The organism is Gibbsiella dentisursi (assembly GCF_039539505.1).
GTDB lineage: Bacteria > Pseudomonadota > Gammaproteobacteria > Enterobacterales > Enterobacteriaceae > Gibbsiella > Gibbsiella quercinecans.
Genome location: NZ_BAABDG010000007.1, coordinates 330,840 through 353,333, shown reverse-complemented (window position 1 = coordinate 353,333; position 22,494 = coordinate 330,840). Strand labels below are relative to the sequence as shown.

Below are 22,494 nucleotides of genomic sequence, written 5' to 3'. Positions count from 1 at the left end.
AATGCCGCGTCCTTCACTCTACGAAATACTCTACGGCAATTTCTCCGGCGGCCTGGATCTTCATCAGGTCAGCGAACAAAACCAGGTGATCCTGTCGGTGCTGGACAATATGCAGCGTATTCTCAATTGCCGTGCCGGCACGCTGGCGCATCTGCCGGATTATGGTCTGCCGGATATGACCAAAATTCTGCAGGGGATGCCTGGCACCAGCCATCAACTGATGAGCACGCTGTCCGCCGTTTTGCTGAAATACGAGCCGCGGCTGAAAGAAATCAACGTGGTGCTGCTGGAGCAAACACAACCCGGCGAGCTGCGCTATGCCATTGAGGCCGAACTGAAAGGTTTGGGCCTGGTTCGCTACGGCACCGAATTTATGCCCGAGGGCAAGATATTGCTGCGCTACCTGAAACAGCAACACTATCTGGCCCCGCGAGCTGCGCTGTAACGGTCTTTTTTCTCACCTTAATCATCACTCATAATCATCATGACACACATATCCGAACGCCATCTCAGAACCGGCGGCGATCCGCGCACGTTTGCGGATTACGTCCTCCTGCGCGACGAGCTGAACAAACTGGTGCATCCTGCGCGCCCCGATGTAAATTGGCATTATGCCGAAAAGCTCTGCCTCAGCCTGTTTGAACATAATGGCATTGAGCTTCAAACTGCCGCCTGGTATACGCTGGCGCGCACTCAGATTGCCGGGCTGACGGGGCTGAACGAAGGGTTGTCCATTCTGGAAGCACTGATTACCCGGCAATGGGGAAGCCTGTGGCCGCAGCAGGTACATGCCCGTATCGAGATCCTGTTTTCGCTAAATAAACGCCTGCAGCAACAGCTGCGTACCATGACGCTGATTTACGCCGATCTGGGCGCGCTGTACCAGGCGGAAAAACATCTTGCTAACGTTGGCGAAGCCCTGCAGCGCCTGGAATTGCGGCATCAGGCGGGGCTTGATGTGTTGCGTCAGTTGCTTCACACCGCCGCCGTTCGTCTGGAAAATAGCGATGCTGGCACCGCGGCTTCACCGCCCGTCGTTCTGGCGCCAACCGCGGTGATGCCTGGGGAAAATGCCCAGGCCGCGTCGCCCAGGTGGGTATACGTGGTGCAGCCGGCGCCGGAACCGCGGATTAACGTGGCGCCCGCCCGGCCGGTAAAACCCTGGAAACCGTTTGCGGCTGGCGTGTTGGTCACGTTGATCGTTGGGGCTACAGCCCTATGGGGCGCACACCGCCTGGCCGAAAACCCGGTGCAGAAAGTGCTGATGGCCACAGTGGCGCCATTGCCTGCCGCCTTACCTGATGACGCCCTGAAAGCGATGCAGCAGACCGCGCCGGGTTTTGATCCGGTATGGTTGGCGCAGGCGCAACGGCAACTGGAACTGCTTCCCACGCTGTCGCCGGCCTGGCTCTGGGATTACGGGAGCGGGCTGGTTCACCAGGCTCAGCGCCTTTGGCCGAACCAACCGGAAACGGCCGCTCTCACCCGGCAGTGGCAACAGCAACTGGCCGCTGCGGCGGCGTTACCCGCCAGCCTGGACGGTTGGCATCAGGGTATGGCGCAGTTGCAACAGCTGGCCCATCGTCTCAACGGCCTGGATGAAAAGAAAGGGAAATACATGACGGTCAGCGAACTCAAATCGCAGGTTTTTTCCATCACTCAGGCCCTGAACCGGACGGTGCCGGTAGAGGAGCAACTGCGCCAGTTGGCCGCACAGCCGGCGAACAGCCCGGCATCGGCGGCTCTGCGCGCGCAGACGGAACTGCACTTGAAACAGCTGATGGCCGGTTTTACCCAGCAGACTCAGGAAGTGCAACAGTCCGCGCCGTTGCCATGAAAACCGGCAGCGCTTGCTGGCAGATAATGTGTGTGATGCGCGAGGGTTAACTTCGGAATCAGGATGAGCAATAACACGAAAGGTGTGGGGATTAGTCGTGCCCGTTGTTATTGATTTTGCTGTGGTGAGCAGCCTTCGCCACAAGGTAGCGGCAGCAAAATGGTGTCCCCGACTGGAATCGAACCAGTAACTAGCCCTTAGGAGGGGCTTGTTATATCCGTTTAACTACGGGGACACGCCAGCAGCAAAAGCGTGCTGGCGGGCATTATACCTTTTTTTACCGGCATAATAAGCGTTTAGCAGTGCGTTTGCTTATTCCCTCGCCAATCGGCCCGGATTTGGCGGCTGCAAGCGCATGGGATTACGGTTTTTGCGCTTTTCCGGCCTGCTTTTCTGCCGCTCTGGCCGCGTGGCGCAGATCGTTGCGGATCTGCACATGGCTCAGCAGGGCGAAAATAAAGGTGCCGCCGATGATATTGCCTGCCAGCGTTGGGATGGCGAACGGGTAGAAAAAGGCTTGCCAGGGCAGTGCGCCGGTAAACACCAGATACAGGATCTCGGCCGAACCCGCCACAATGTGGGTAAGGTTGCAAATCCCCATCAGATAAACCATCAGTACGATCACCCAAATTTTCGCCGCGCCGGCGGCGGGCAGCATCCACACCATGGTCGCGATGATCCAGCCGGCAAGAATACCGTCGGCGAACATTTGCGTCGGTGAGTTATGCATCACCTCTTCCGCCAGGGCGACAAACGCCTTGCGCACCCCGTCATCCAGAATCGGCATATGGATAAACGCCAGCGCCGCCAGGGCGGTGCCGAACAGGTTGCCCACCAGCACCAGCCCCCAAAGCCGTGAGAGAATCAACACATTGCGTGGCGTCGGCCGGTGCATCACCGGCAAAACTGCAGTTACCGTGTTCTCGGTAAATAGCTGTTGGCGCGCCATGATGACGATAACAAATCCAAAGGTGTAGCCGATGTTTTCAATAAAGAAACGGCTTGGGTCATCGGGCAGGCGGGCGTGAAAAATGCCTTTTCCCATCAGCGAAGCTGCCATCGAAATCCCGGCGGCGACGGCAGACCACAGCAGTGCCTGCCAGTCGCGCTCCAGCTCTTTTTCTCCTTCCATGCGGATCTGTTCATGCACCGCGGCGGCGCGGGAGGGCAGGTTCTCTTCTTTTATTTCGATATCCGTTTTGCCTTCGTCATGCTCTTTGCTTTCAACTTTTAGCGCATCGATGCCCTTGCCCGTGCGTGGCACGTTATCATTCATACTTCTCTCCCTAAACATCTCGCCCCATTCAGCAATCAGCCACGGGCATTCATTTATTAATCACGCAGTAACAGCCAATACAGGCTAAGCATAGTTGCTGGCCGGCATTGTGCTAAACTTTATGAAAAGTAACAAAATTTTAATTTGCGTGTTTTTTCGTGCAGAATTGATCTGAATCGTAATATTACCCCCAACGGAGTAGCGCTTGGCCGTGCCGCAGGCTACGTCGGCCAAATTGCTTATGCTATGATTCCTTCTCCCTGAAATTAACGTTGAGTTTTCCCCCATGCTGGAAGCCAAAAACCTGAGTTGTGTGCGTGACGAACGCACGTTATTTAGCGGGTTAAGCTTTTCAGTTAACCCTGGCGACATTGTTCAGGTGGAAGGGGCGAATGGCGCCGGCAAAACCAGCCTGCTGCGCATCCTGGCCGGGCTGGCGCGGCCAGAGCATGGCGAGGTCCACTGGCGCGGGAAAAACACGTTGCGCAACCGTGCCGCCTATTATCAGGAACTGCTGTTTATCGGCCACCAGCCGGGCATCAAGGCCACGCTCACTGCGTTTGAAAACCTGCAGTTTTATCAGGCGGTGCATCGGCGGCCCGATACCCCAAGCATTTGGCAAGCCCTGGCGCAGGTAGGGCTGGTGGGCTACGAAGATATACCGGTGGTGCAGCTTTCTGCCGGCCAGCAACGGCGCGTCGCGCTGGCGCGGCTGTGGTTGAGCGCCTGCCCGCTGTGGATTTTGGACGAGCCGCTAACGGCGATTGATAAACAGGGCGTTACCGAATTGATTGCGCTTTTTGAGCAACATGCCCGGCAGGGTGGGATGGTAGTGTTAACCACCCATCAGGCATTGGCGGGCGCCACGCAAACGGTGGGTAAAATCCGGCTGGCGGCAACGTTCGCGGAGTCAGTCTGATGTTCTTGCTGGTGTTGCGCCGTGAGTTGAAAATCGCCTTCCGTAAAGGGGCAGAGATTGTTAATCCGCTGTGGTTCTTTCTGATTGTCATCACGCTGTTCCCGTTAGGGATCGGCCCTGAGCCACAGCTGTTGGCGCGGATCGCGCCGGGCATTATCTGGGTTGCCGCGCTCCTGGCAGCGCTGTTGTCGCTGGAGCGCCTGTTCCGCGATGATTTTCTCGACGGCTCCCTGGAGCAGTTGCTGCTGTTGCCGGCGCCGCTGCCGCTAACGGCATTGGGCAAAGTATGCGCTCACTGGGTGGTAACTGGGTTACCGTTGTTGGTGCTTTCCCCGTTGGTGGCGCTGTTGTTGTCGCTGGATATGCATACCTGGCTGGCGGTGGCGTTAACCCTGCTGTTAGGCACGCCAACGTTAAGCCTGGTTGGCGCGATCGGCGTGGCGCTGACGGTCGGGCTGCGCAAGGGCGGAATGCTGCTGAGCCTGCTGGTGCTGCCGCTGTTCATCCCCGTGTTGATCTTCGCGACCGCGGCGATCGATGCCGCGGCCACCGGGATGGCGATTGATGGCTACCTGGCGCTACTGGGGGCGATGCTGGCAGGCAGCGCCACCCTGGCGCCGTTCGCTATTGCGGCGGCCTTGCGCGTAAGCGTGCACTGACAGACTGATTCAATTATGGATTAACGCCACCAAGAGCGTATTCCGTCGCATATGAAGGTTGCACGCTCCGGCTGGCGGGGCGGCCTACCGTATTAATGTTAATGTGAGCAATGACGACAATGTGGAAATGGTTACATCAATTTGCCCGGCCAGAGCGGCTTTACCACATCTGTGGCCGCTGGGTTCCCTGGCTGGGGCTGGCAGGGGCGGCATGTCTGCTGCTGGGCTGGGCATGGGGCTTTGGCTTTGCCCCCAGGGATTATCAGCAGGGCGACAGTTTCCGCATCATGTATATCCATGTGCCGGCGGCAATGTGGTCAATGGGCGTCTATGCCGCTATGGCGGTTGCGGCGTTCATCGGCCTGGTGTGGCAGATGAAAATGTCCGATACCCTGGTGGCGGCGATGGCCCCGGTGGGCGCGGTGTTTACCTTTATCGCGTTGGTTACCGGCTCGGCATGGGGCAAACCGATGTGGGGCACCTGGTGGGTGTGGGATGCCCGCCTCACCTCGGAACTGGTGCTGCTGTTCCTCTATATGGGCATCATTGCGTTGTATAACGCCTTTGACGATCGTCGCCTGGCCGGGCGCGCAGCCGGTATTTTGGTGCTGGTCGGGGTGGTCAACATTCCCATTATCCATTTCTCTGTCGAATGGTGGAATACGCTCCACCAGGGCTCCACCAACATGCAGCAGAGCATTGCGCCGAGTATGCGCACGCCGCTGCGCTGGGCGATCCTCGGCTACCTGCTGTTTTTTATTACGCTGACGCTGATGCGCCTGCGTAACCTGATTTTATCGCAAGAAAGCCGCCGCCCGTGGGTTGCCGCGTTGGTTAACAAGGAGCGCCAATCATGAGCGCCGCATTCGATTCCTGGGCGGCGTTTTTCGCCATGGGCGGCTATGCCTTCTACGTTTGGCTGGCGGTCGCCGCCACCTTAATCCCACTGCTGGGCCTGGTTTGCCACACCCTGTGGCAACGCCGGCAACTGCTGGCCGAAGTTCGCCGCCGCCAGGCGCGTGAACAGCGTATCCGCCATGCCCGCCAATCCGCGCCGCAGGCCGCCAATCAGCCGGAGAAATCATTGTGAACCCACGCCGCAAAAGCCGCCTGTATCTGGCGCTGGTGGTCTTGATCGGCGTTGCGCTGACGGCAACGCTGGTGCTGTATGCGCTGCGCAGCAATATCGATCTGTTCTACACCCCCGGCGAGATCCTGCAGGGCAAAGGCGAAAGCCATCAAAAACCCTATGTTGGCCAGCGCTTACGTATCGGCGGGATGGTGATGCCGGGATCGGTGAAGCGCGATCCGCAAAGCCTGAAGGTCACGTTCAAAATCTACGATGCCCGCGGCGCCATCGATGTTACCTATGAAGGCATTCTGCCGGATCTGTTCCGCGAAGGGCAGGGCGTGGTGGCCCAGGGCGTGCTGGGCGAAGGTAACGTGGTCAATGCGCGTGAAGTGCTGGCTAAACACGATGAAAACTACACCCCGCCGGAGGTGGCCGACGCCATGAAAGAAAATCACCAGGGCCCGGCCGCCGCCTATCGCAGCCCGCAACAGGGGAACACGCCATGATGCCTGAGCTGGGCAGTTTTCTGCTGTGTCTGGCGTTGGCGCTGGCACTGCTACTGAGCATTTACCCACAGTGGGGCGCGGTGCGTCAGGACGTGCGCATAATGAACGTCGCGCGCCCGCTCACCTACGGCATGTTTGCGGCCATTGCGCTGGCCTTTCTCTGCCTGGTGTATGCGTTTGTCGCCAATGATTTCACCGTGGCGTATGTGGCGGCCAACTCCAATAGCCAGTTGCCGGTGTATTACCGCATTGCCGCCACCTGGGGGGCGCATGAAGGTTCGCTGCTGCTATGGGTGCTGCTGCTGAGCGGCTGGTCGCTGGCCGTCGCGCTGTGCAGCCGCCGCATGCCGCAAGATGCGGTGGCGCGCGTGCTGGCGGTGATGGGGATGATCAGCGTCGGTTTTTTGCTGTTCATCATCCTGACTTCCAACCCCTTCACCCGCACGCTGCCGGCATTCCCGATTGACGGGCGCGATCTGAATCCGCTGCTGCAGGATATCGGCCTGATCTTCCACCCGCCGCTGCTGTATATGGGCTACGTCGGGTTCTCGGTCGCCTTTGCCTTCGCCATCGCCTCCCTGATGGCCGGCCGGCTGGATACCGCCTGGGCCCGTTGGTCGCGCCCCTGGACCACCGCCGCCTGGGTGTTCCTGACGCTGGGCATCGTGTTGGGTTCGGCCTGGGCCTATTATGAGCTGGGCTGGGGCGGCTGGTGGTTCTGGGATCCGGTGGAAAACGCCTCGTTTATGCCGTGGCTGGTCGGCACCGCACTGATCCACTCGCTGGCGGTAACCGAAAAGCGCGGCACTTTTAAGGCCTGGACGGTGTTGCTGGCGATCACGGCTTTCTCGCTGTGCCTGCTTGGCACCTTCCTGGTGCGCTCCGGGGTGCTGGTTTCCGTGCACTCGTTCGCCTCCGATCCGGCGCGCGGCATGTTTATTCTGGCTTATCTGGTGATCGTCATCGGGGGTTCGTTGTTGCTGTATGCGATAAAAGGCGGCCAGGTGCGCAGCCGGGTGCAGCATGAAACCTTCTCGCGTGAAACTTTCCTGTTGGGCAACAACGTGCTGCTGGTTGCCGCCATGCTGGTGGTGCTGCTTGGCACGCTGCTGCCGCTGGTGCATAAACAGCTTGGCCTGGGCAGCATTTCCGTCGGTGAGCCGTTCTTTAATACCATGTTCACCTGGCTGATGGCGCCGTTGGCGCTGTTGCTGGGCATTGGGCCGCTGGTGCGCTGGCGCCGTGACGATCCGGCCACGCTGTGGCGCCGCCTGGGTGCGGCGCTGGTGGTGACGCTGGCGTTATCGATCCTGTTGCCGTGGCTGTTGCAAGACAGCATCGCCGGCATGACGGTGGTGGGCCTGGTGATGGCGTTTTGGGTGATCGTTCTGTCGCTGGTGGAACTGCACGAACGCGCCACCCACCGCCATAGCTTCTGGCGCGGCCTGCGCCACCTGTCGCGCAGCCACTGGGGCATGGTGCTGGGGCACCTTGGCGTGGCGGTCACGGTGATCGGCATCGCCTTCAGCCAGAACTACAGCGTTGAACGCGACGTGCGCATGAAGGCTGGCGATAGCGTGGATATTCATGATTATCACTTTATCTTCCGCGACGTGCATGAGATCCGCGGGCCGAACTATACCGGCGGCGTTGGCATTATCGACGTAACGCGCAACGGCAAGCCGGAAGCCACCTTGCATGCTGAAAAACGCTATTACAACGTGGCGCGCAGCATGATGACCGAAGCGGCCATCGACGGCAATCTGGCGCGCGATTTGTACGCGGCGTTGGGCGAAGAGCTGGATGACGGCGCCTGGGCGGTTCGCCTGTATTACAAACCCTTTGTACGTTGGATCTGGTACGGCGGGGTGTTGATGGCGCTTGGCGGCCTGCTGTGTATTTTAGATCCGCGCTACCGCATGAGCCGCAAACAGCAACGCCGGGGCGCATCAGGGGAGCAAGCATGAAGCGTAAACTGTTATTCATTCCATTGATGCTGTTTTTGCTGCTGGTGGCGGCGTTTCTGGTACAGCTGACGCGTAATGCCGGCGGGGAGGATCCCACCCTGCTGGAATCGGCATTGATCGGCAAACCGGTGCCGGTGTTCACGCTGGAATCCCTCGATCAACCAGGAAAGACCTATAGCCAAGCGGTGCTGCGCAACGGCAAGCCGATACTGCTTAACGTCTGGGCGACCTGGTGCCCAACCTGCCGGGCGGAACATGAGTATTTAAATAGCCTGGCGGTTAAAGGCGTGCGCGTGGTGGGCCTTAACTACAAGGACGATCGCGCCAAAGCGATCGCCTGGCTGAACACCTTGGGCAATCCATATGCGCTCAGCCTGTACGATGGCGACGGCATGTTGGGGCTGGATCTGGGCGTATACGGCGCGCCGGAAACCTTCCTGATCGACGGCCAGGGCATTATCCGCTATCGCCACGCCGGCGATCTGAACGAGCGCGTCTGGCAGCAGGAAGTGCTGCCGCTGTACCGTAAATACGGGGGTGATGCATGAGGCTGGTCGTGCTGATATGTGCCGCGCTGTTAAGTTGGAACGCCGCCGCCGCGATTGACACCTATAAGTTCAAATCGGTGGAGCAAGAGCAGCAGTACCGTGAGCTGACGGAACAGCTACGTTGCCCGAAATGCCAAAACAACAGCATTGCCGATTCCAACGCCATCATCGCCGCGGATATGCGCACCAAGGTTTATGAACTGATGATGCAAGGGCAGAGCAAACAGCAGATCATTGATTACATGGTGGCCCGCTACGGCAACTTTGTGACCTATCAGCCGCCGCTGACGCCGGCGACGCTGGTTTTGTGGCTCGGGCCGCTGCTGTTTGTGCTGATCGGCGGCGCGGTGGTGATAACACGCAGCCGCCGCCGCGCCGCTAGCGATAACGATGATATCTCCGAGCAGGAGCGGCAGCGTTTGGCGGCGCTGCTGGACGACACTGACAGGAAGAAACCCTAATGGCTTTTTGGCTGATAATGATCGCGCTGCTGGTGGGCGCCGCGCTGTTGCTGGTGGTGCCGGCGCTGCGGCAGGCCCCGCGGGATGGCGCCGCCAGCCGTGACGCACTCAACAAGGCGTTTTATCAGGATCGCCTGCAAGAGCTGGCGCAGGACGAAGAACAGGGCGTGGTCGCCGAGCGCCCGGCGCTAATCCAAGAATTACAGCAAAATCTGCTGCATGACATTCCCAATCAACAGGCGGAGCAGGCGCGGCCGATCAACCGCTGGGCGCTGGCGCCGGGCGTGCTGCTGCTGCTGCTGGTTACGGTGGGGCTGTACCTTAAAACCGGCGGTCTGGCGCAGGTGCTGGCCTGGCAGCAGGTGAGCGCCGAGCTGCCAGCGCTGCGTGAACGCCTGACCGATGAGCATGCCGCCCCGTTGAATATGGAAGAGATCGCCCGGCTGGGGTTGGGGCTGCGTACCGCATTGCAGCATGACGATCGCAATATCAACGACTGGATGATGTTGGGGCGGATCGGCGTGGCGCTGAACAATGCGACAACGGCGACCCAGGCGTTTGCCCATGCTTATCGGCTGGATCCGAATAATCCGGAAGTGCGCCTGGGCTATGCGGAAGTCTTGACGCGTTCCAACGATCCAGAGGATAACAGGCAGGCTGCCGTTTTACTGCGCAAACGGGTCGCAGAGGATAGTAGCGATCTGCGAGCGCGCAGCCTGCTGGCGTTTAATGCCTTTGAGCAGGGAGACTACCCGCAGGCAATAGCGGCCTGGCAGCAAATGCTGCCGCTGTTGCCGGCCGGCGATCGCCGTATCGACATGGTCAAGCGCAGTATTGAACAAGCAAAAATACAGGCAGGCGGAGAAACTGTTAAACTTGTCGTCAATGTGGCGCTGTCGCCGCAGGCTGAAAAGGCACTGCCGCAGCAAGGCGTGCTGGTTATTTCGGTCACCGATGGTAATAATTCGTTGCCGGTTGCGGTAAAACAGTTACCTTTAAGCCGTTTCCCGCTGTCGTTTTCGTTGGATGACAGTAACGCCATGATGCCGGAACGGTTGCTTTCCGCCCAGCATCAGGTGCAGGTGCGCGTCCGTATTTCGCAGGCGGGCCTCGCCACCCCGCAGCCAGGGGAGTGGTTTGGCGAAAGCGCCGTGCAGGGCTTTAATGGTAAAGGGCAGATTAACGTTCAGATAGATAAGCAACTTCCCTGAAAGAGAAACTGAACGTGCGTTTTTATGGAGAAAAATATGAATTTTCGCCTGACAGGGCTGGTTTTTGCCTCAGTGCTGCTTGTGGGGTGCGCCAGCACTCCCAATGATCCACAAGGGCGTTCTGATCCTCTGGAAGGGTTCAACCGCACGATGTTTAATTTCAACTACAACGTGTTGGATCCTTATGTTCTGCGGCCGGTTGCGGTGGCGTGGCGCGATTATGTGCCGATGCCGGCGCGCAACGGTTTAAGCAATTTCACCTCTAACCTGGAAGAACCGGCCAGTATGGTCAACGCCTTCCTTAAAGGCGATCCCTATCGCGGGATGATCCACTTCAACCGTTTCTTCCTGAACACCATTCTGGGGATGGGCGGCCTGATTGACGTGGCCGGCATGGCGAACCCGAAACTGGCGCGGGAAGAGCCCAACCGTTTCGGCAGTACGCTTGGCCACTACGGCGTGGGTTACGGCCCCTACGTGATGTTGCCGGGCTACGGCAGCTTTACCCTGCGTGAAGACGCCGGCGACTATGCCGATACCATCTATCCGGTGTTGAGCTATCTGACCTTCTGGATGTCGGCGGGGAAATGGGTGGTCGAAGGTATCGAAAGTCGCGCTCAGTTGCTGGATTCCGATGGGCTGCTGCGCAATTCGTCCGATCCTTACCTGATGGTGCGCGAAGCCTACTTCCAACGTCATGACTTTATTGCCAACGGCGGCGTGCTGAAGCCGGAAGAAAACCCGAACGCCAAGGCGATTCAGGGCGATCTGAACGATATCGATTCAGCCAACTAACGCCATTCTGGCAGGTTGTAGGGACAAAAAGGGCGCTGTGACAGCGCCCTTTTTTTGGCTTAAGCCCCAGACTGCAGGGCGGCAAGCATTGGCGATCAGAAACTGTAGTTGAAGTTGGCGCCGTACAGCCAGGCCCGGCCTTTGGACTGGAAGGTATAGGGGCCTTCCGTGATGGAGACTTTCTGGCCGCGCATGTAGGATACGCCCACGTCTACCGAAGCATCCTTACTGATGGCATAGGTGGTGCCTGCGCTCAGCCAGAGGCGATCCTGATCCGGGATGGAAATGGAGCGGTTTTCTGCCGGCACCGGGCTGTCATCGAAGGCGATACCGGTACGGAAGGTCCAGGTATCGTCGTAGTAGTAGGTGGTGCCGAGAGCAATGCGGTAGGCATCGCGGAAGCCTTCATGTTTCTGGAACAGCGTCTGGCCGTTACTGCCGGTAGCTTTCAACTCCTGGAACTGGCTCCAACTGGTGTAGGCCAGGCTATAGTGCACCGCCCATTTGGGCGCCACTTTGTTATAACCTGACACTTCCCACATTTCCGGCAAATTCAGCGTCAGCGAGCCGGGGATCGTGTTACCGCCGGTACCGTACGGCAGCCCCATGGCCTGGGTGATCTGGTTCAGCGCCGGCGGCAGGCTGCTGCTGTAATCGCCGTCGAAGTCAATTTTCACTTCCGAACGGTAGGTGAAGCCATAGCGGTTGTTATCGTCCACTTCGTACAGAATGCCGGCGTTCCAGCCGTAGCCCCATTTATCGCCTTTCAAATGGGCGATCTGGGTATCTGCCGGCAGGCTGCCCACTGCGCCGGCGTAGGCCGCCGGCACCTGGCCGGAGGCCACCGCCAACTGTGGCAGATCGCCGGCGTAGCGCTCGATTTTGGCGCGGGCATACACCGCATCAAAGCCCAGGCCAAAACTAAGGTGTTGGTTCAGGCGGTAGGCGGCGCTCAGGTTCAGGTTCAGGGTTTCCAGATCGGTCGTGCCGCCGTAGGCGCCGGCGGCATAGCCGCTGTTAAACTCGGTGGCCAGGCCGTAGTTGCTGGTGATCGAACCGCCCACCGCCCACTGATCGTTGATCGGGTGAATGTAATGCAGGTTTGGCACCCAGGCGGTGGGGGCGATATTTTTTGCATCCAGGCTGGCGCCTGAAGGTGAACGCCCGGAGATATCCACGTCCGGATCGATGAATATCGCGCCGATGGAGAACACCGGGCGATCGAACATCATCATGGTGGCCGGGTTACGGCTGGCCGAGGCGGCGGTATCCGCCATTGCGCCTTCGCCAGAATACGCGCGCCCCAAACCAACGGCGGAAAACTCGTTCAGCTGGAACCCAGCGGCATATACGTTTGAAGTCATCATCGCCACTGCAACTGCGAGTGCTGATTTAGTGAACAGGTTTTTCTGGCTCATGACCAAAACCTCATTGTGTTTATTATGATAGCTATTGTTACACCGGGTAACAAAGGAGCGCGGATTGTAGGGTTCGTAAGCATCCCAACAAATCTGACCAGTTGCTGAATTATAGGGTTGACTCCCGGTAATGTTGCAAATTTGTTTATATAAATTTAATGATTTGATCTTGAAAAGGAGATCCGCCTAACAAAAAAATGCGCAAAATAACAAAATTCCTACCCTCTGATAGCAACTGCTGATTTTTATTTGTGATATCCATCACTTAAAACACCCAAAGAAAGTAAGTGCTAGTGATTAGTCGGCGGTGAGGGTAAAATAATCAGCAGATTTTTGTGTTTTTGCGCCAGATCATTATTGGCAATCGGGGCCCGGCGCCCCGCGTGAGGAGATAGCCCTATGTCAGATGCAATTAACAAATGCAGTGCACAGGAAACCGCAGCATGCTGCTGTGTGGATGTCGGCACCGTAATGGACAACACCGATTGCACCGCTTCCTACAGCCGCGTGTTCGCCAACCAGCAGGAGGCGGAAACCACCCTGGCGGCGCTGTCTGAAAAAGCGCGCGCCGTGGAATCAGAACCCTGCGCGATTAACAGCAGCGTCAAGCCGGTTGACGGCGGCGTGCAGCTCGACGTCGATTTCACCTTTGCCTGCCAGGCTGAAACCTTGATTTTCCAACTCGGCCTGCGTTAAGCGCGACACGTACTGCCATGCGCGGGCTGCCCGCGCATCTTCCTTCCCGCTCCCCCTCTCCCTGTTAGAAAGTTGCTCCCGCTCGCAGTTTTCACTTTTGCCGGTTTGCCAAATGTAAATATTTGGTTAACAATGACCTTCGATCAGGTCAGACCTCTTCTTGTTACCCATGGTGCTGACGTTCTCTTTTTCAGGAGCTTCACCGATGAGTAAGGCTTTGCCGCTGCTGACCCGCCAGGGGGACCGCATTGCGATTGTAAACGGCCTGCGCACGCCCTTTGCCAAACAGGCGACGGCCTATCACGGCATTCCAGCGATGGATCTGGGCAAGATGGCCGTGAGTGAACTGCTGGCGCGCAGCGGGGTTGATCCGCAGCTTATTGAACAACTGGTGTTTGGCCAGGTGGTGCAAATGCCGGAGGCGCCCAACATAGCGCGTGAAATCGTGCTCGGCACCGGGATGAGCGTGCATACCGATGCCTACAGCGTTTCACGCGCCTGCGCCACCAGCTTCCAGGCGATTGCCAACGTGGCCGAAAGCATCATCGCCGGTAATATCGGCATTGGCATCGCCGGCGGTGCGGATTCGTCCTCGGTGTTGCCTATCGGCGTCAGTAAAGCGTTGGCGCGCACGCTGGTGGATGCCAGCAAGGCGCGGACGTTGGCGGAGCGCCTGAAGCTATTTAGCCAACTGAAACTGCGCGATCTGCTGCCGGTGCCACCCGCGGTGGCGGAATACTCCACCGGTTTGCGCATGGGCGATACCGCGGAGCAAATGGCCAAAACCTATGCGATCGGCCGCGAAGAGCAAGACGCGTTGGCGCACCGTTCCCACACGCTGGCCGCCCAGGCCTGGGCGCAGGGGCTGCTGCTTGATGAAGTGATGACCGCCTATGTGCCGCCTTACCACACCGCGCTTGCCGAAGACAACAACATCCGCAAAGACTCCAGCCTTGCGGCCTACGCCAGGCTAAAACCGGCGTTCGATCGTCAGCATGGCAGCGTGACCGCCGCCAACAGCACGCCGCTGACCGACGGCGCGGCGGCCGTGCTGATGATGAGCGAGGCGCGCGCCAGGGAACTGGGGCTGGCGCCGCTGGGTTATCTGCGCAGCTATGCATTTACGGCGATCGATGTCCGGCAGGATATGCTACTGGGCCCGTCCTATGCCACGCCGCTGGCGCTGGCGCGTGCCGGTATCACGCTGGCAGATCTGGCTCTGATTGACATGCATGAAGCCTTTGCCGCCCAGACGCTGGCTAACCTGAAAATGTTCGCCAGCCCCACGTTTGCCCGTGAGAAACTGGGCCTGGCGCAGGCAATAGGCGAGGTGGATATGGATAAATTCAACGTGCTGGGTGGTTCGATCGCCTATGGTCATCCGTTCGCCGCCACCGGGGCCCGTATGGTGACGCAAACGCTGCATGAGCTGAAACGCCGTGGCGGCGGGCTGGGGCTGGCAACGGCCTGCGCCGCGGGCGGGCTTGGGGCGGCAATGGTGGTGGAGGCGGCATGATGCGCACGGAAAACGCACTGCACGAACAGCGTGCCAAACCTTCGGCGTTCCAATTCACGCTGCGGCCGGACAACATTGGCGTGATCACCATCGATGTGCCGGATGAGAAGGTGAATACCCTCAAGGCGGAGTTTGCCGAGCAGATAAATGCCGTGCTGCTTAAGGCGCAGCAGATTGCCGCGCTGGAAGGGCTGGTGATTATCTCCGGCAAGCCGGATTCGTTTATCGCCGGCGCGGATATCAGCATGATTGCCGCCTGCGCCAGCCGCGAGGCGGCACAAACGCTGGCGAAAAAAGGCCAGAGCACCCTGGCGCAAATCGCGGCGTTCCCGGTGCCGGTGGTGGCGGCTATCCACGGCGCCTGTCTGGGCGGCGGGTTGGAACTGGCGCTCGCATGCCATAGCCGCGTTTGTTCGCTGGACGATAAAACCGTGCTGGGGTTGCCGGAAGTGCAACTGGGGTTGCTGCCCGGTTCTGGCGGCACTCAACGGTTGCCGCGTCTGGTGGGCGCCAGCCGGGCGCTGGATATGATGCTGACCGGCAAACACCTGCGTGCCCGCCAGGCGTTGCGCAGCGGGCTGGTGGACGATGCCGTGCCGCAGGCGATCCTGCTGCAGACGGCGGTGGCACAGGTTAAACAAGGCTGGCGCGCGCAGCGGCAACTGCCATGGCGCGAGCGGTTGTTGAACGGGCCGCTGGGCCGCAGCCTGTTGTTCAGCATCGTGCGGCGCAAAACGCGGGAAAAAACGCGCGGCAACTACCCGGCGGCGGAACGTATCATCCAGGTGGTCAGAACCGGGCTTGATAGCGGCAGCCGCAGCGGTTACGAAGCGGAAGCCTTGGCGTTTGGCGAGCTGGCGATGTCGCCGCAGTCGGCGGCGTTGCGCAGCCTGTTCTTTGCCGCGACGGCGCTGAAAAAGGCGCGCGGCAGCGAAGCGCAACCGCATCCGCTGCGCCGTGTCGGCATCCTCGGCGGCGGCCTGATGGGCGGTGGCATTGCCTGCGTTACCGCCACCCGCGGCGAACTGCCGGTGCGCATTAAAGACGTTGATACGCAGGGGATCAATCGCGCTTTGCAATATACCTGGAACCTGCTGGGTAAACGGGTGCGCAGTAAACGCCTGCGCCCGGCGCAGCGGCAAAAACAGATGATGCTGATTTCCGGCGCAACCAACTGGTGCGGCTTTGAACAGGTGGATATCGTTATTGAAGCCGTGTTTGAGGAACTGGCGCTCAAGCAGCAGATGGTGGCCGAGGTTGAACAGCACGCGGCGCCGCACACGGTCTTCGCGTCTAATACCTCATCGCTGCCGATTGCCCAGATCGCCGCTAACGCGGCGCGGCCGCAGCAGGTGATCGGCCTGCATTACTTCAGCCCGGTGGAAAAAATGCCGCTGGTGGAGGTGATCCCCCATGCCGGCACCAGCGATGAAACGATCGCCACCGCGGTGGCGCTGGCGCACAAACAGGGGAAAACCGCGATCGTGGTGGCCGATCGCGCCGGTTTCTACGTCAACCGTATTTTGGCGCCCTATATCAATGAAGCGGCGCGTTGCCTGCTGGCGGGGGAGCCGATCGAATCGCTGGATCGGGCGCTGGTGGATTTTGGTTTCCCGGTTGGCCCGATAACGCTGCTGGACGAAGTGGGCATTGACGTGGGCACCAAGATTATCCCGGTGCTGGAGGCTGAACTTGGGCCGCGCTTTGCCGCGCCGGCGGCATTTGATGCGCTGCATAAAGACGGGCGCAAAGGGCGCAAGAACGGCCGCGGTTTTTATCTTTACCCCACGGGGAAAGTGCGCTGGCGTTGGCGCAAGCGGGTTGACGAGCGCGTTTATACCCTTCTGGGCATCACGCCGAAGGCGCATATCCCCCATGCGTTGATCGCCCAGCGCTGCGTGATGATGATGCTTAATGAGGCGGTTCGCTGCCTGGATGAAGGCGTGGTGCGCAGTGCGCGCGACGGAGATATCGGCGCGGTGTTCGGCATTGGTTTCCCGCCGTTTCTCGGCGGCCCGTTCCGCTACATCGATCGCTTGGGGGCGGCGGAGGTGGTGAAAATCCTGGCCCATCTGCAGCAACAGTACGGCGAGCATTTCGCGCCCTGCGAACGCTTGCAGCAGATGGCGCAGCAGGGCGCGCGCTTCTATCCGTGAAAGGCCGCGCGCGGCCGGCAATGCGCCGGCGGTGCGTGCAATGATCAACGGTGGGGCGTGGCGCTGTGGTCATCAATAAAATTCATCTTGTTGAAGATTAAATATTAAGCTGTTGAATGGGGAGCAGATACGCCGGAAATTCTGCGGCCGTTGCCGCTGATGTAAAAAACAGCGTTTTCTTTTACCGGAACTTTCAGGCAAAATGCCCGGTCATCACAGAGAGACGGTGCGTTATCGTTGGGGGAAAATCCCGCGATGTGGTAAGTGCGCGCGGCGTTTCTGTTATACCCTATAGCCCAAGTGCAGCCCACACGCCTGTAACTTACACGATGGCGGGTATAGCGTTTTTTGGCTAACAACAGCGGTGCAATATGCAAGTTTTGATCATGCGTCACGGAGCGGCAGAACTCGATGCCGCCAGCGATTCGGTAAGGCCTTTAACTACCGGCGGTCGTGATGATTCACGCCAAATGGCGGCCTGGTTAAGCACCAAGCCGGTGGATATTGAACGGGTGCTGGTCAGCCCTTACCTGCGGGCACAGCAAACCCTGGAAGCGGTGCGTGAAGCGTTGCCACTGCCCGAAGGCGCTGAAGTGCTGCCGGAACTGACTCCCGGCGGCGACGCGGGCCTGGTGAGCTGCTATCTGCAGGCTCTGGCAAAAGAAGGGGTAGGGGCCGTGTTGGTTATCTCTCACTTGCCGCTGGTGGGTTACCTGGTGGCGGAACTGTGCCCGGGTGAATCTGCGCCTATGTTCGCCACTTCGGCCATTGCGGATGTTGAACTGGCCGCCGACGGCAGCGCCGGAAGCTTTGAATGGCAGGTTGCGCCGTCGCAATTGACGGTAAAAGCCTAGGCTGTGTCCCGCAATAGGTCGTGGTGCCGTCGTTGCGTCCAAAGCCCGTCATCACCCGGTCAACCACAAGGGCGATGCATGGCATCGCCCTTAGTGTTTTCTAATCGGCCAGTTCGACCAAAACCAGAATGGCCGCATTGCCGCCCCATTCTTTCGGCGCCTGGTGGAACGCCAGCACGGCCGGATGCTGCGCCAGCCACAGCGGCGTTTGCTGTTTGAGAATATGCTTGCCGTGGCCGTGCATCACGCAGGCGCAGTGCACATGTTCGCGCTGGCAGGCCGCCAGCAGCGCCCCCAGCTCCTGCTTGGCTTGTTTTTGCGTCAGCCCATGCAGATCCAGGAACAAATCCGGCACATAATCCCCGCGGCGCAGCTTTTTCAGCTCAAAATGGCTGTAACCGGGGCGCACGTAGCGTGCCGGGCCGTCTTCGTCGAGCAGCGGCTGAAATTCATCGGAAAAATAAAAGCTGGCATCAACCTGCTCCTGCAGCAGGCGCTGCGGGGCCGCCTGCCGGAACCTGGCCTTTGGCTTGGGGTGGACAATGGTATCCTGCCGCAGTGTTCTTGCGCCGGCCACCGATTCCCTGAAGAGCTGTACTTCATCTTTGCTCAGAGAGGGTTTATTTTTCATTATTTATTCACCGGATATCGTCGTTTAAGCGAATAGTTTACCGTCTTGCCATGTTCTGTCGACGCAAAACTGCCGCCTTCCCCCCCCGCGGCAACGGCGGCGAGCGACTATTGCTGCTGATTTGTCGCCGGCTTCATGGCAAACTATGTGGCTATAGAGTGATTATCATGCCTGCCGGAGGGCAAATTGGACAAAATTTTCGTCGATGAAGCAGTCAGTGAACTGCACACCATCCAGGATATGCTGCGCTGGACCGTAAGCCGCTTTAACGCCGCCGCTATCTATTATGGGCATGGCACCGACAACCCATGGGACGAAGCGGTGCAACTGGTGTTGCCCAGCCTCTACCTGCCGCTTGATATTCCGGAAGACATGCATACCGCCCGCCTGACCTCCAGCGAGCGCCACCGTATCGTTGAGCGCGTGATTCGCCGCGTCAACGAGCGCATCCCGGTCGCCTACCTGACCAATAAAGCCTGGTTCTGCGGCATGGAGTTCTACGTGGATGAACGCGTGCTGGTGCCGCGTTCACCGATCGGCGAATTGATCAACGCGCGTTTCAGCGGCCTGGTGCCGCATGCTCCGCGGCATATTCTGGATATGTGCACCGGCAGCGGCTGCATCGCCATCGCCTGCAGCTACGCGTTCCCGGAAGCCGAGGTGGACGCCGTGGACATTTCCAGCGACGCGCTGGCGGTGACCGAACGCAACATACAGGCGCATGGCGTTGAACAGCAGGTGATCCCCATTCGCTCCGATCTGTTCCGCGATGTGCCGGCGATCCAATACGATCTGATCGTCACCAACCCGCCGTACGTCGACGCTGAAGATATGTCCGATCTGCCGCAGGAATTCCGCTTTGAGCCGGAACTGGGCCTGGCCGCCGGCCACGATGGCCTGGATCTGGTGCGCCGCATTCTGGCCTGCGCGCCGGATTTCCTCAGCGACGACGGCGTGCTGATTTGTGAAGTCGGCAACAGCATGGTACATGTTATGGAACAGTATCCGGATATTCCGTTCACCTGGCTGGAGTTTGAAAACGGCGGTGACGGTGTGTTCATGCTGACCAAACAGCAACTGGTCGGCTGTGAAGCGCATTTTAGCGCGTACCGCAACTAATGTACTCACCAGGCCCGCAGCGCCGGGCCTGATAACGATAATAATCAACGGTAAAAGGAGCCGTGATGGCAGGGAACAGTATTGGGCAAATCTTCCGCGTCACCACTTTTGGTGAATCCCACGGTGTGGCGCTGGGATGTATCGTCGATGGCGTGCCGCCGGGCATCCCATTGACGGAAGCCGACTTACAACACGATTTGGATCGCCGCCGCCCAGGCACTTCCCGTTATACCACCCAACGCCGCGAGCCGGACCAGGTGCGTATTCTTTCCGGGGTGTTCGAGGGGGTAACGACCGGCACCAGCATCGGCCTGATCATTGAAAACACCGATCAGCGCTCGCAGGATTACGGGGCGATTAAAGATCTGTTCCGCCCGGGGCACGCCGATTATACCTATGAGCAAAAATACGGCGTGCGCGATTACCGCGGCGGCGGCCGTTCCTCGGCGCGTGAAACCGCGATGCGCGTGGCCGCAGGGGCGATCGCCAAAAAATACCTGGCGCAGAAGTTTGGCGTGTCCGTGCGCGGCTACCTGGCGCAGATGGGGGACGTTCACTGTGAACTGAAAGATTGGCAACAGGTTGAGCAGAACCCCTTCTTTTGCCCGGATCCCGCCAAGCTGGAAGCGCTGGATGAACTGATGCGCGCCCTGAAGAAAGAAGGGGACTCGATTGGCGCGAAGGTCAGCGTAGTGGCTGAAAACGTGCCGGTCGGGCTCGGTGAACCGGTATTCGATCGCCTTGATGCCGATCTGGCCCATGCGCTGATGAGCATCAATGCGGTGAAAGGCGTGGAAATCGGCGATGGTTTTGCCGTGGTCACCAAGCGTGGTAGTGAAAACCGTGATGAAATCACCCCGCAGGGCTTCCAGAGCAACCATGCCGGCGGCATTCTGGGCGGTATCAGCAGCGGCCAGCCGGTGATCGCCCATCTGGCGCTGAAACCGACCTCCAGCATTACGGTGCCTGGGCGCACGATCAATCGCCAGGGCGAAGCGGTGGAAATGATCACCCGCGGCCGCCACGATCCCTGCGTCGGCCTCCGTGCGGTGCCGATCGCCGAGGCGATGATGGCGATCGTGCTGATGGATCACTTGCTGCGCCAACGTGCGCAAAACGGTGATGTGGCTTCCCCGGTTCCGCGTTGGTAGCCGCCATGAAAAACGTCATGTTCGGCCTTGTTGCGTTGCTGGCCTCGGCGTCTGCGATGGCGCTCACGCCGTGGCAGAAGATCGATCATCCGGTCGCCGGCGCGCCGCAGGCCATCGGCGGCTTCTCTAATGGCTGCTTGATTGGCGCGCAGCCGCTGCCGCTGGAAGCGGCGGATTATCAGGTGATGCGTACCGACCAACGCCGTTATTTCGGCCACCCGGATTTACTGGCGTTTATTCAACGCCTGGGCCGCGAAGCCCGGCAGAATGCGCTGGGCACCGTCCTGATCGGCGACATGGCGATGCCGGCCGGCGGGCGCTTTAGCAGCGGCCACGCCAGCCACCAGTCGGGTCTGGACGTGGATATCTGGCTGCAATTGCCGCGCCAGCGCTGGTCGCAGCAGCAACTGCTGAAGCCGCAGCCGATTGATCTGGTTTCCGCCGACGGCAAGCGCGTAGTGGAGCGCCAGTGGCAGCCGCAAGTGGGCCAGTTGATCAAGCTGGCGGCGCAGGATCACGAGGTCACGCGTATTTTTGTCAATCCAGCGATCAAGCAGCGCCTGTGTGAAGATGCCGGCAGCGATCGCGCCTGGCTGCAAAAGGTGCGGCCGTGGTTTGGCCATCGTGCGCACATGCACGTGCGTTTGCGCTGCCCGGCGGGCAGCCTGGAGTGCAAGGAGCAGGATGCGCCGCCGGCAGGCGATGGCTGCGGCGCTGAATTGGCAAGCTGGTTTAAGCCGCATCTGCCGAGCGCGAAGCCCGGTAAGCCCGTACCGCCGCCTTTGCCGCCTGCCTGCCAGGCGTTGTTGGATAATCATTTCACTGCGGAATAATTCATGGATTGGCTTGTTGCAGGTCCCGGGCTGCTCGGGATCTTGTTTGCTGTGGCGTTATTGGCTGGGTTTATCGATTCGATTGCGGGCGGCGGCGGTTTGCTGACCGTGCCGGCGTTACTGGCCGTCGGCGTACCGCCGGCGCAGGCGTTGGCCACCAACAAGCTGCAATCGGTTGGCGGCTCCCTTTCCGCCAGCCTGTACTTTATCCGCCGCCGCGCGGTGGATCTGCACGATCAGAAGCTGACGATTGCGCTGACCTTGCTGGGTTCGGTGATTGGTGCGCTGCTGGTGCAGCATATGCGGGCCGATCTGCTGCGCCAGATGTTGCCGCTGCTGATTATCGGTATCGGCCTGTACTTTCTGTTCACCCCACGGCTGGGGGAGAGCGATCGCCAGCGGCGCCTGAGCGCGGTGCCGTTCGGGCTGGTTGCCGGCGGCTGCGTCGGTTTCTACGACGGTTTCTTCGGCCCCGGCGCCGGCTCATTTTATGCCCTGGCCTACGTTACGCTGTGTGGCTTTAACCTGGCGAAATCCACCGCGCATGCCAAAGTGCTGAACTTCACCTCCAACTTTGGCGGCCTGATGTTGTTTATCATCGGCGGAAAGGTGGTGTGGAGCATGGGCCTGGTGATGTTGGTGGGGCAGGTGCTGGGTGCACGCCTTGGCGCGCACATGGTGCTGACCCGCGGCCAAAAGCTGATCCGGCCGATGATCGTGGTGGTTTCACTGCTGATGAGCCTGAAGTTGCTTTACGATAACCACGGCGCAGAAATCATGCAGTGGCTGGCAGTGCATTTTTAATGGGCGAAACGGGCGGCAAGATGAAATAATTGCCGCCTTATTTTTAGGGTTATTCAGGTTTTTCT

23 protein-coding genes and 1 tRNA gene are annotated in these 22,494 nt (G+C 59.5%); 20 read left to right on the top strand and 4 right to left on the bottom strand.

What is annotated here, in order from left to right:
- Position 1: 1 nt before the first annotated feature.
- Both tssE and ABFX35_RS15870 read left to right on the top strand, forming a co-directional pair.
- Positions 2-445, top strand: a complete 444-nt coding sequence (tssE, locus tag ABFX35_RS15875; protein ID WP_279022596.1) for a type VI secretion system baseplate subunit TssE — start codon at positions 2-4, stop codon at positions 443-445.
- 39 nt (positions 446-484) lie between these two features.
- Positions 485-1,837, top strand: a complete 1,353-nt coding sequence (locus ABFX35_RS15870; protein ID WP_346082146.1) for a VasL domain-containing protein — start codon at positions 485-487, stop codon at positions 1,835-1,837.
- Between the two features lie 160 nt (positions 1,838-1,997).
- Here ABFX35_RS15870 and ABFX35_RS15865 read toward each other — a convergent pair.
- Positions 1,998-2,072 (bottom strand) — tRNA-Arg (locus tag ABFX35_RS15865).
- Positions 2,073-2,198: 126 nt separating this feature from the next.
- Entirely contained in the window at positions 2,199-3,113 is a 915-nt protein-coding gene (locus ABFX35_RS15860) for a formate/nitrite transporter family protein (RefSeq protein ID WP_346082145.1), read from the bottom strand.
- A gap of 286 nt (positions 3,114-3,399) precedes the next feature.
- Between ABFX35_RS15860 and ccmA the strand changes: the two genes are divergently transcribed.
- The 10 genes from ccmA (at position 3,400) to mlaA (ending at position 11,251) form a co-directional block, all read left to right on the top strand.
- Positions 3,400-4,032 carry a cytochrome c biogenesis heme-transporting ATPase CcmA gene (gene ccmA, locus ABFX35_RS15855; RefSeq protein ID WP_346082144.1) on the top strand — a complete coding sequence of 211 codons (633 nt, stop codon included), beginning with the start codon at positions 3,400-3,402 and terminating at the stop codon, positions 4,030-4,032.
- Positions 4,032-4,691: a heme exporter protein CcmB gene (ccmB, locus tag ABFX35_RS15850; RefSeq protein WP_346082143.1), complete on the top strand. Its 660-nt coding sequence runs from the start codon at positions 4,032-4,034 to the stop codon at positions 4,689-4,691. Before ccmA ends, ccmB begins: the two co-directional genes overlap by 1 nt.
- A 119-nt stretch (positions 4,692-4,810) precedes the next feature.
- Positions 4,811-5,548, top strand: coding sequence for a heme ABC transporter permease (locus ABFX35_RS15845; protein ID WP_095847915.1), 738 nt, complete (start codon positions 4,811-4,813; stop codon positions 5,546-5,548).
- A complete protein-coding gene (gene ccmD, locus ABFX35_RS15840; protein ID WP_095847916.1) occupies positions 5,545-5,781 on the top strand; it encodes a heme exporter protein CcmD in 237 nt (78 codons plus the stop codon). The genes ABFX35_RS15845 and ccmD overlap by 4 nt, the downstream gene beginning before the upstream one ends.
- Positions 5,778-6,269, top strand: coding sequence for a cytochrome c maturation protein CcmE (ccmE, locus tag ABFX35_RS15835; RefSeq protein ID WP_346082142.1), 492 nt, complete (start codon positions 5,778-5,780; stop codon positions 6,267-6,269). The genes ccmD and ccmE overlap by 4 nt, the downstream gene beginning before the upstream one ends.
- The gene (locus ABFX35_RS15830; protein WP_346082141.1) at positions 6,266-8,236 is read left to right on the top strand and encodes a heme lyase CcmF/NrfE family subunit; all 1,971 of its coding nucleotides are present in this window, start codon (positions 6,266-6,268) and stop codon (positions 8,234-8,236) included. The genes ccmE and ABFX35_RS15830 overlap by 4 nt, the downstream gene beginning before the upstream one ends.
- On the top strand, positions 8,233-8,784 hold the full coding sequence (locus ABFX35_RS15825; protein WP_346082140.1) for a DsbE family thiol:disulfide interchange protein: 552 nt from the start codon (positions 8,233-8,235) through the stop codon (positions 8,782-8,784). The genes ABFX35_RS15830 and ABFX35_RS15825 overlap by 4 nt, the downstream gene beginning before the upstream one ends.
- Positions 8,781-9,245, top strand: a complete 465-nt coding sequence (locus tag ABFX35_RS15820) for a cytochrome c-type biogenesis protein (protein ID WP_346082139.1) — start codon at positions 8,781-8,783, stop codon at positions 9,243-9,245. Before ABFX35_RS15825 ends, ABFX35_RS15820 begins: the two co-directional genes overlap by 4 nt.
- Positions 9,245-10,456: a c-type cytochrome biogenesis protein CcmI gene (gene ccmI / locus ABFX35_RS15815; RefSeq protein ID WP_346082138.1), complete on the top strand. Its 1,212-nt coding sequence runs from the start codon at positions 9,245-9,247 to the stop codon at positions 10,454-10,456. Before ABFX35_RS15820 ends, ccmI begins: the two co-directional genes overlap by 1 nt.
- A gap of 36 nt (positions 10,457-10,492) precedes the next feature.
- Positions 10,493-11,251, top strand: coding sequence for a phospholipid-binding lipoprotein MlaA (gene mlaA, locus ABFX35_RS15810; protein ID WP_346082137.1), 759 nt, complete (start codon positions 10,493-10,495; stop codon positions 11,249-11,251).
- Between the two features lie 95 nt (positions 11,252-11,346).
- Here mlaA and fadL read toward each other — a convergent pair whose 3' ends face one another.
- Positions 11,347-12,669, bottom strand: coding sequence for a long-chain fatty acid transporter FadL (gene fadL, locus ABFX35_RS15805; protein ID WP_346082136.1), 1,323 nt, complete (start codon positions 12,667-12,669; stop codon positions 11,347-11,349).
- Between the two features lie 411 nt (positions 12,670-13,080).
- Between fadL and ABFX35_RS15800 the strand changes: the two genes are divergently transcribed.
- The 4 genes from ABFX35_RS15800 to sixA all read left to right on the top strand — a co-directional run bounded on the left by ABFX35_RS15800 (position 13,081) and on the right by sixA (position 17,891).
- Positions 13,081-13,365, top strand: coding sequence for a YfcZ/YiiS family protein (locus ABFX35_RS15800; RefSeq protein ID WP_279022711.1), 285 nt, complete (start codon positions 13,081-13,083; stop codon positions 13,363-13,365).
- 205 nt (positions 13,366-13,570) lie between these two features.
- Complete coding sequence (gene fadI, locus ABFX35_RS15795; protein ID WP_346082135.1) at positions 13,571-14,881, top strand: acetyl-CoA C-acyltransferase FadI; 1,311 nt, start codon at positions 13,571-13,573, stop codon at positions 14,879-14,881.
- Positions 14,881-17,037, top strand: a complete 2,157-nt coding sequence (gene fadJ / locus ABFX35_RS15790; RefSeq protein WP_346082379.1) for a fatty acid oxidation complex subunit alpha FadJ — start codon at positions 14,881-14,883, stop codon at positions 17,035-17,037. Before fadI ends, fadJ begins: the two co-directional genes overlap by 1 nt.
- A 371-nt stretch (positions 17,038-17,408) precedes the next feature.
- A complete protein-coding gene (gene sixA / locus ABFX35_RS15785) occupies positions 17,409-17,891 on the top strand; it encodes a phosphohistidine phosphatase SixA (protein ID WP_095847925.1) in 483 nt (160 codons plus the stop codon).
- Between the two features lie 100 nt (positions 17,892-17,991).
- Here sixA and smrB read toward each other — a convergent pair whose 3' ends face one another.
- The gene (gene smrB / locus ABFX35_RS15780; protein ID WP_121553214.1) at positions 17,992-18,522 is read right to left on the bottom strand and encodes an endonuclease SmrB; all 531 of its coding nucleotides are present in this window, start codon (positions 18,520-18,522) and stop codon (positions 17,992-17,994) included.
- 186 nt (positions 18,523-18,708) lie between these two features.
- Here smrB and prmB point away from each other — a divergent pair, with 186 nt between their 5' ends.
- The 4 genes from prmB to ABFX35_RS15760 all read left to right on the top strand — a co-directional run bounded on the left by prmB (position 18,709) and on the right by ABFX35_RS15760 (position 22,429).
- Positions 18,709-19,641 (top strand): 50S ribosomal protein L3 N(5)-glutamine methyltransferase, encoded by a 933-nt coding sequence (gene prmB, locus ABFX35_RS15775; RefSeq protein ID WP_346082134.1) that lies wholly within the window; start codon positions 18,709-18,711, stop codon positions 19,639-19,641.
- A gap of 65 nt (positions 19,642-19,706) precedes the next feature.
- Positions 19,707-20,792 carry a chorismate synthase gene (gene aroC, locus ABFX35_RS15770; RefSeq protein WP_346082133.1) on the top strand — a complete coding sequence of 362 codons (1,086 nt, stop codon included), beginning with the start codon at positions 19,707-19,709 and terminating at the stop codon, positions 20,790-20,792.
- Positions 20,793-20,797: 5 nt separating this feature from the next.
- Positions 20,798-21,625, top strand: a complete 828-nt coding sequence (mepA, locus tag ABFX35_RS15765) for a penicillin-insensitive murein endopeptidase (RefSeq protein ID WP_346082132.1) — start codon at positions 20,798-20,800, stop codon at positions 21,623-21,625.
- Positions 21,626-21,628: 3 nt separating this feature from the next.
- Complete coding sequence (locus ABFX35_RS15760) at positions 21,629-22,429, top strand: sulfite exporter TauE/SafE family protein (RefSeq protein WP_279022625.1); 801 nt, start codon at positions 21,629-21,631, stop codon at positions 22,427-22,429.
- Positions 22,430-22,494: the final 65 nt, after the last annotated feature.

Coding starts and splice junctions, on each gene's coding strand:
- ABFX35_RS15760 (WP_279022625.1), top strand. CDS start 21,629: ATGGATTGGCTTGTTGCAGGTCCCGGGCTGCTCGGGATCTTGTTTGCT.
- ABFX35_RS15830 (WP_346082141.1), top strand. CDS start 6,266: ATGATGCCTGAGCTGGGCAGTTTTCTGCTGTGTCTGGCGTTGGCGCTG.
- fadL (WP_346082136.1), bottom strand. CDS start 12,669: ATGAGCCAGAAAAACCTGTTCACTAAATCAGCACTCGCAGTTGCAGTG.
- aroC (WP_346082133.1), top strand. CDS start 19,707: ATGGCAGGGAACAGTATTGGGCAAATCTTCCGCGTCACCACTTTTGGT.
- mlaA (WP_346082137.1), top strand. CDS start 10,493: ATGAATTTTCGCCTGACAGGGCTGGTTTTTGCCTCAGTGCTGCTTGTG.
- ABFX35_RS15845 (WP_095847915.1), top strand. CDS start 4,811: ATGTGGAAATGGTTACATCAATTTGCCCGGCCAGAGCGGCTTTACCAC.
- fadJ (WP_346082379.1), top strand. CDS start 14,881: ATGCGCACGGAAAACGCACTGCACGAACAGCGTGCCAAACCTTCGGCG.
- ABFX35_RS15870 (WP_346082146.1), top strand. CDS start 485: ATGACACACATATCCGAACGCCATCTCAGAACCGGCGGCGATCCGCGC.
- sixA (WP_095847925.1), top strand. CDS start 17,409: ATGCAAGTTTTGATCATGCGTCACGGAGCGGCAGAACTCGATGCCGCC.
- ccmD (WP_095847916.1), top strand. CDS start 5,545: ATGAGCGCCGCATTCGATTCCTGGGCGGCGTTTTTCGCCATGGGCGGC.
- tssE (WP_279022596.1), top strand. CDS start 2: ATGCCGCGTCCTTCACTCTACGAAATACTCTACGGCAATTTCTCCGGC.
- ccmA (WP_346082144.1), top strand. CDS start 3,400: ATGCTGGAAGCCAAAAACCTGAGTTGTGTGCGTGACGAACGCACGTTA.
- fadI (WP_346082135.1), top strand. CDS start 13,571: ATGAGTAAGGCTTTGCCGCTGCTGACCCGCCAGGGGGACCGCATTGCG.
- ABFX35_RS15820 (WP_346082139.1), top strand. CDS start 8,781: ATGAGGCTGGTCGTGCTGATATGTGCCGCGCTGTTAAGTTGGAACGCC.
- smrB (WP_121553214.1), bottom strand. CDS start 18,522: ATGAAAAATAAACCCTCTCTGAGCAAAGATGAAGTACAGCTCTTCAGG.
- ABFX35_RS15825 (WP_346082140.1), top strand. CDS start 8,233: ATGAAGCGTAAACTGTTATTCATTCCATTGATGCTGTTTTTGCTGCTG.
- ccmI (WP_346082138.1), top strand. CDS start 9,245: ATGGCTTTTTGGCTGATAATGATCGCGCTGCTGGTGGGCGCCGCGCTG.
- ABFX35_RS15860 (WP_346082145.1), bottom strand. CDS start 3,113: ATGAATGATAACGTGCCACGCACGGGCAAGGGCATCGATGCGCTAAAA.
- mepA (WP_346082132.1), top strand. CDS start 20,798: ATGAAAAACGTCATGTTCGGCCTTGTTGCGTTGCTGGCCTCGGCGTCT.
- ccmB (WP_346082143.1), top strand. CDS start 4,032: ATGTTCTTGCTGGTGTTGCGCCGTGAGTTGAAAATCGCCTTCCGTAAA.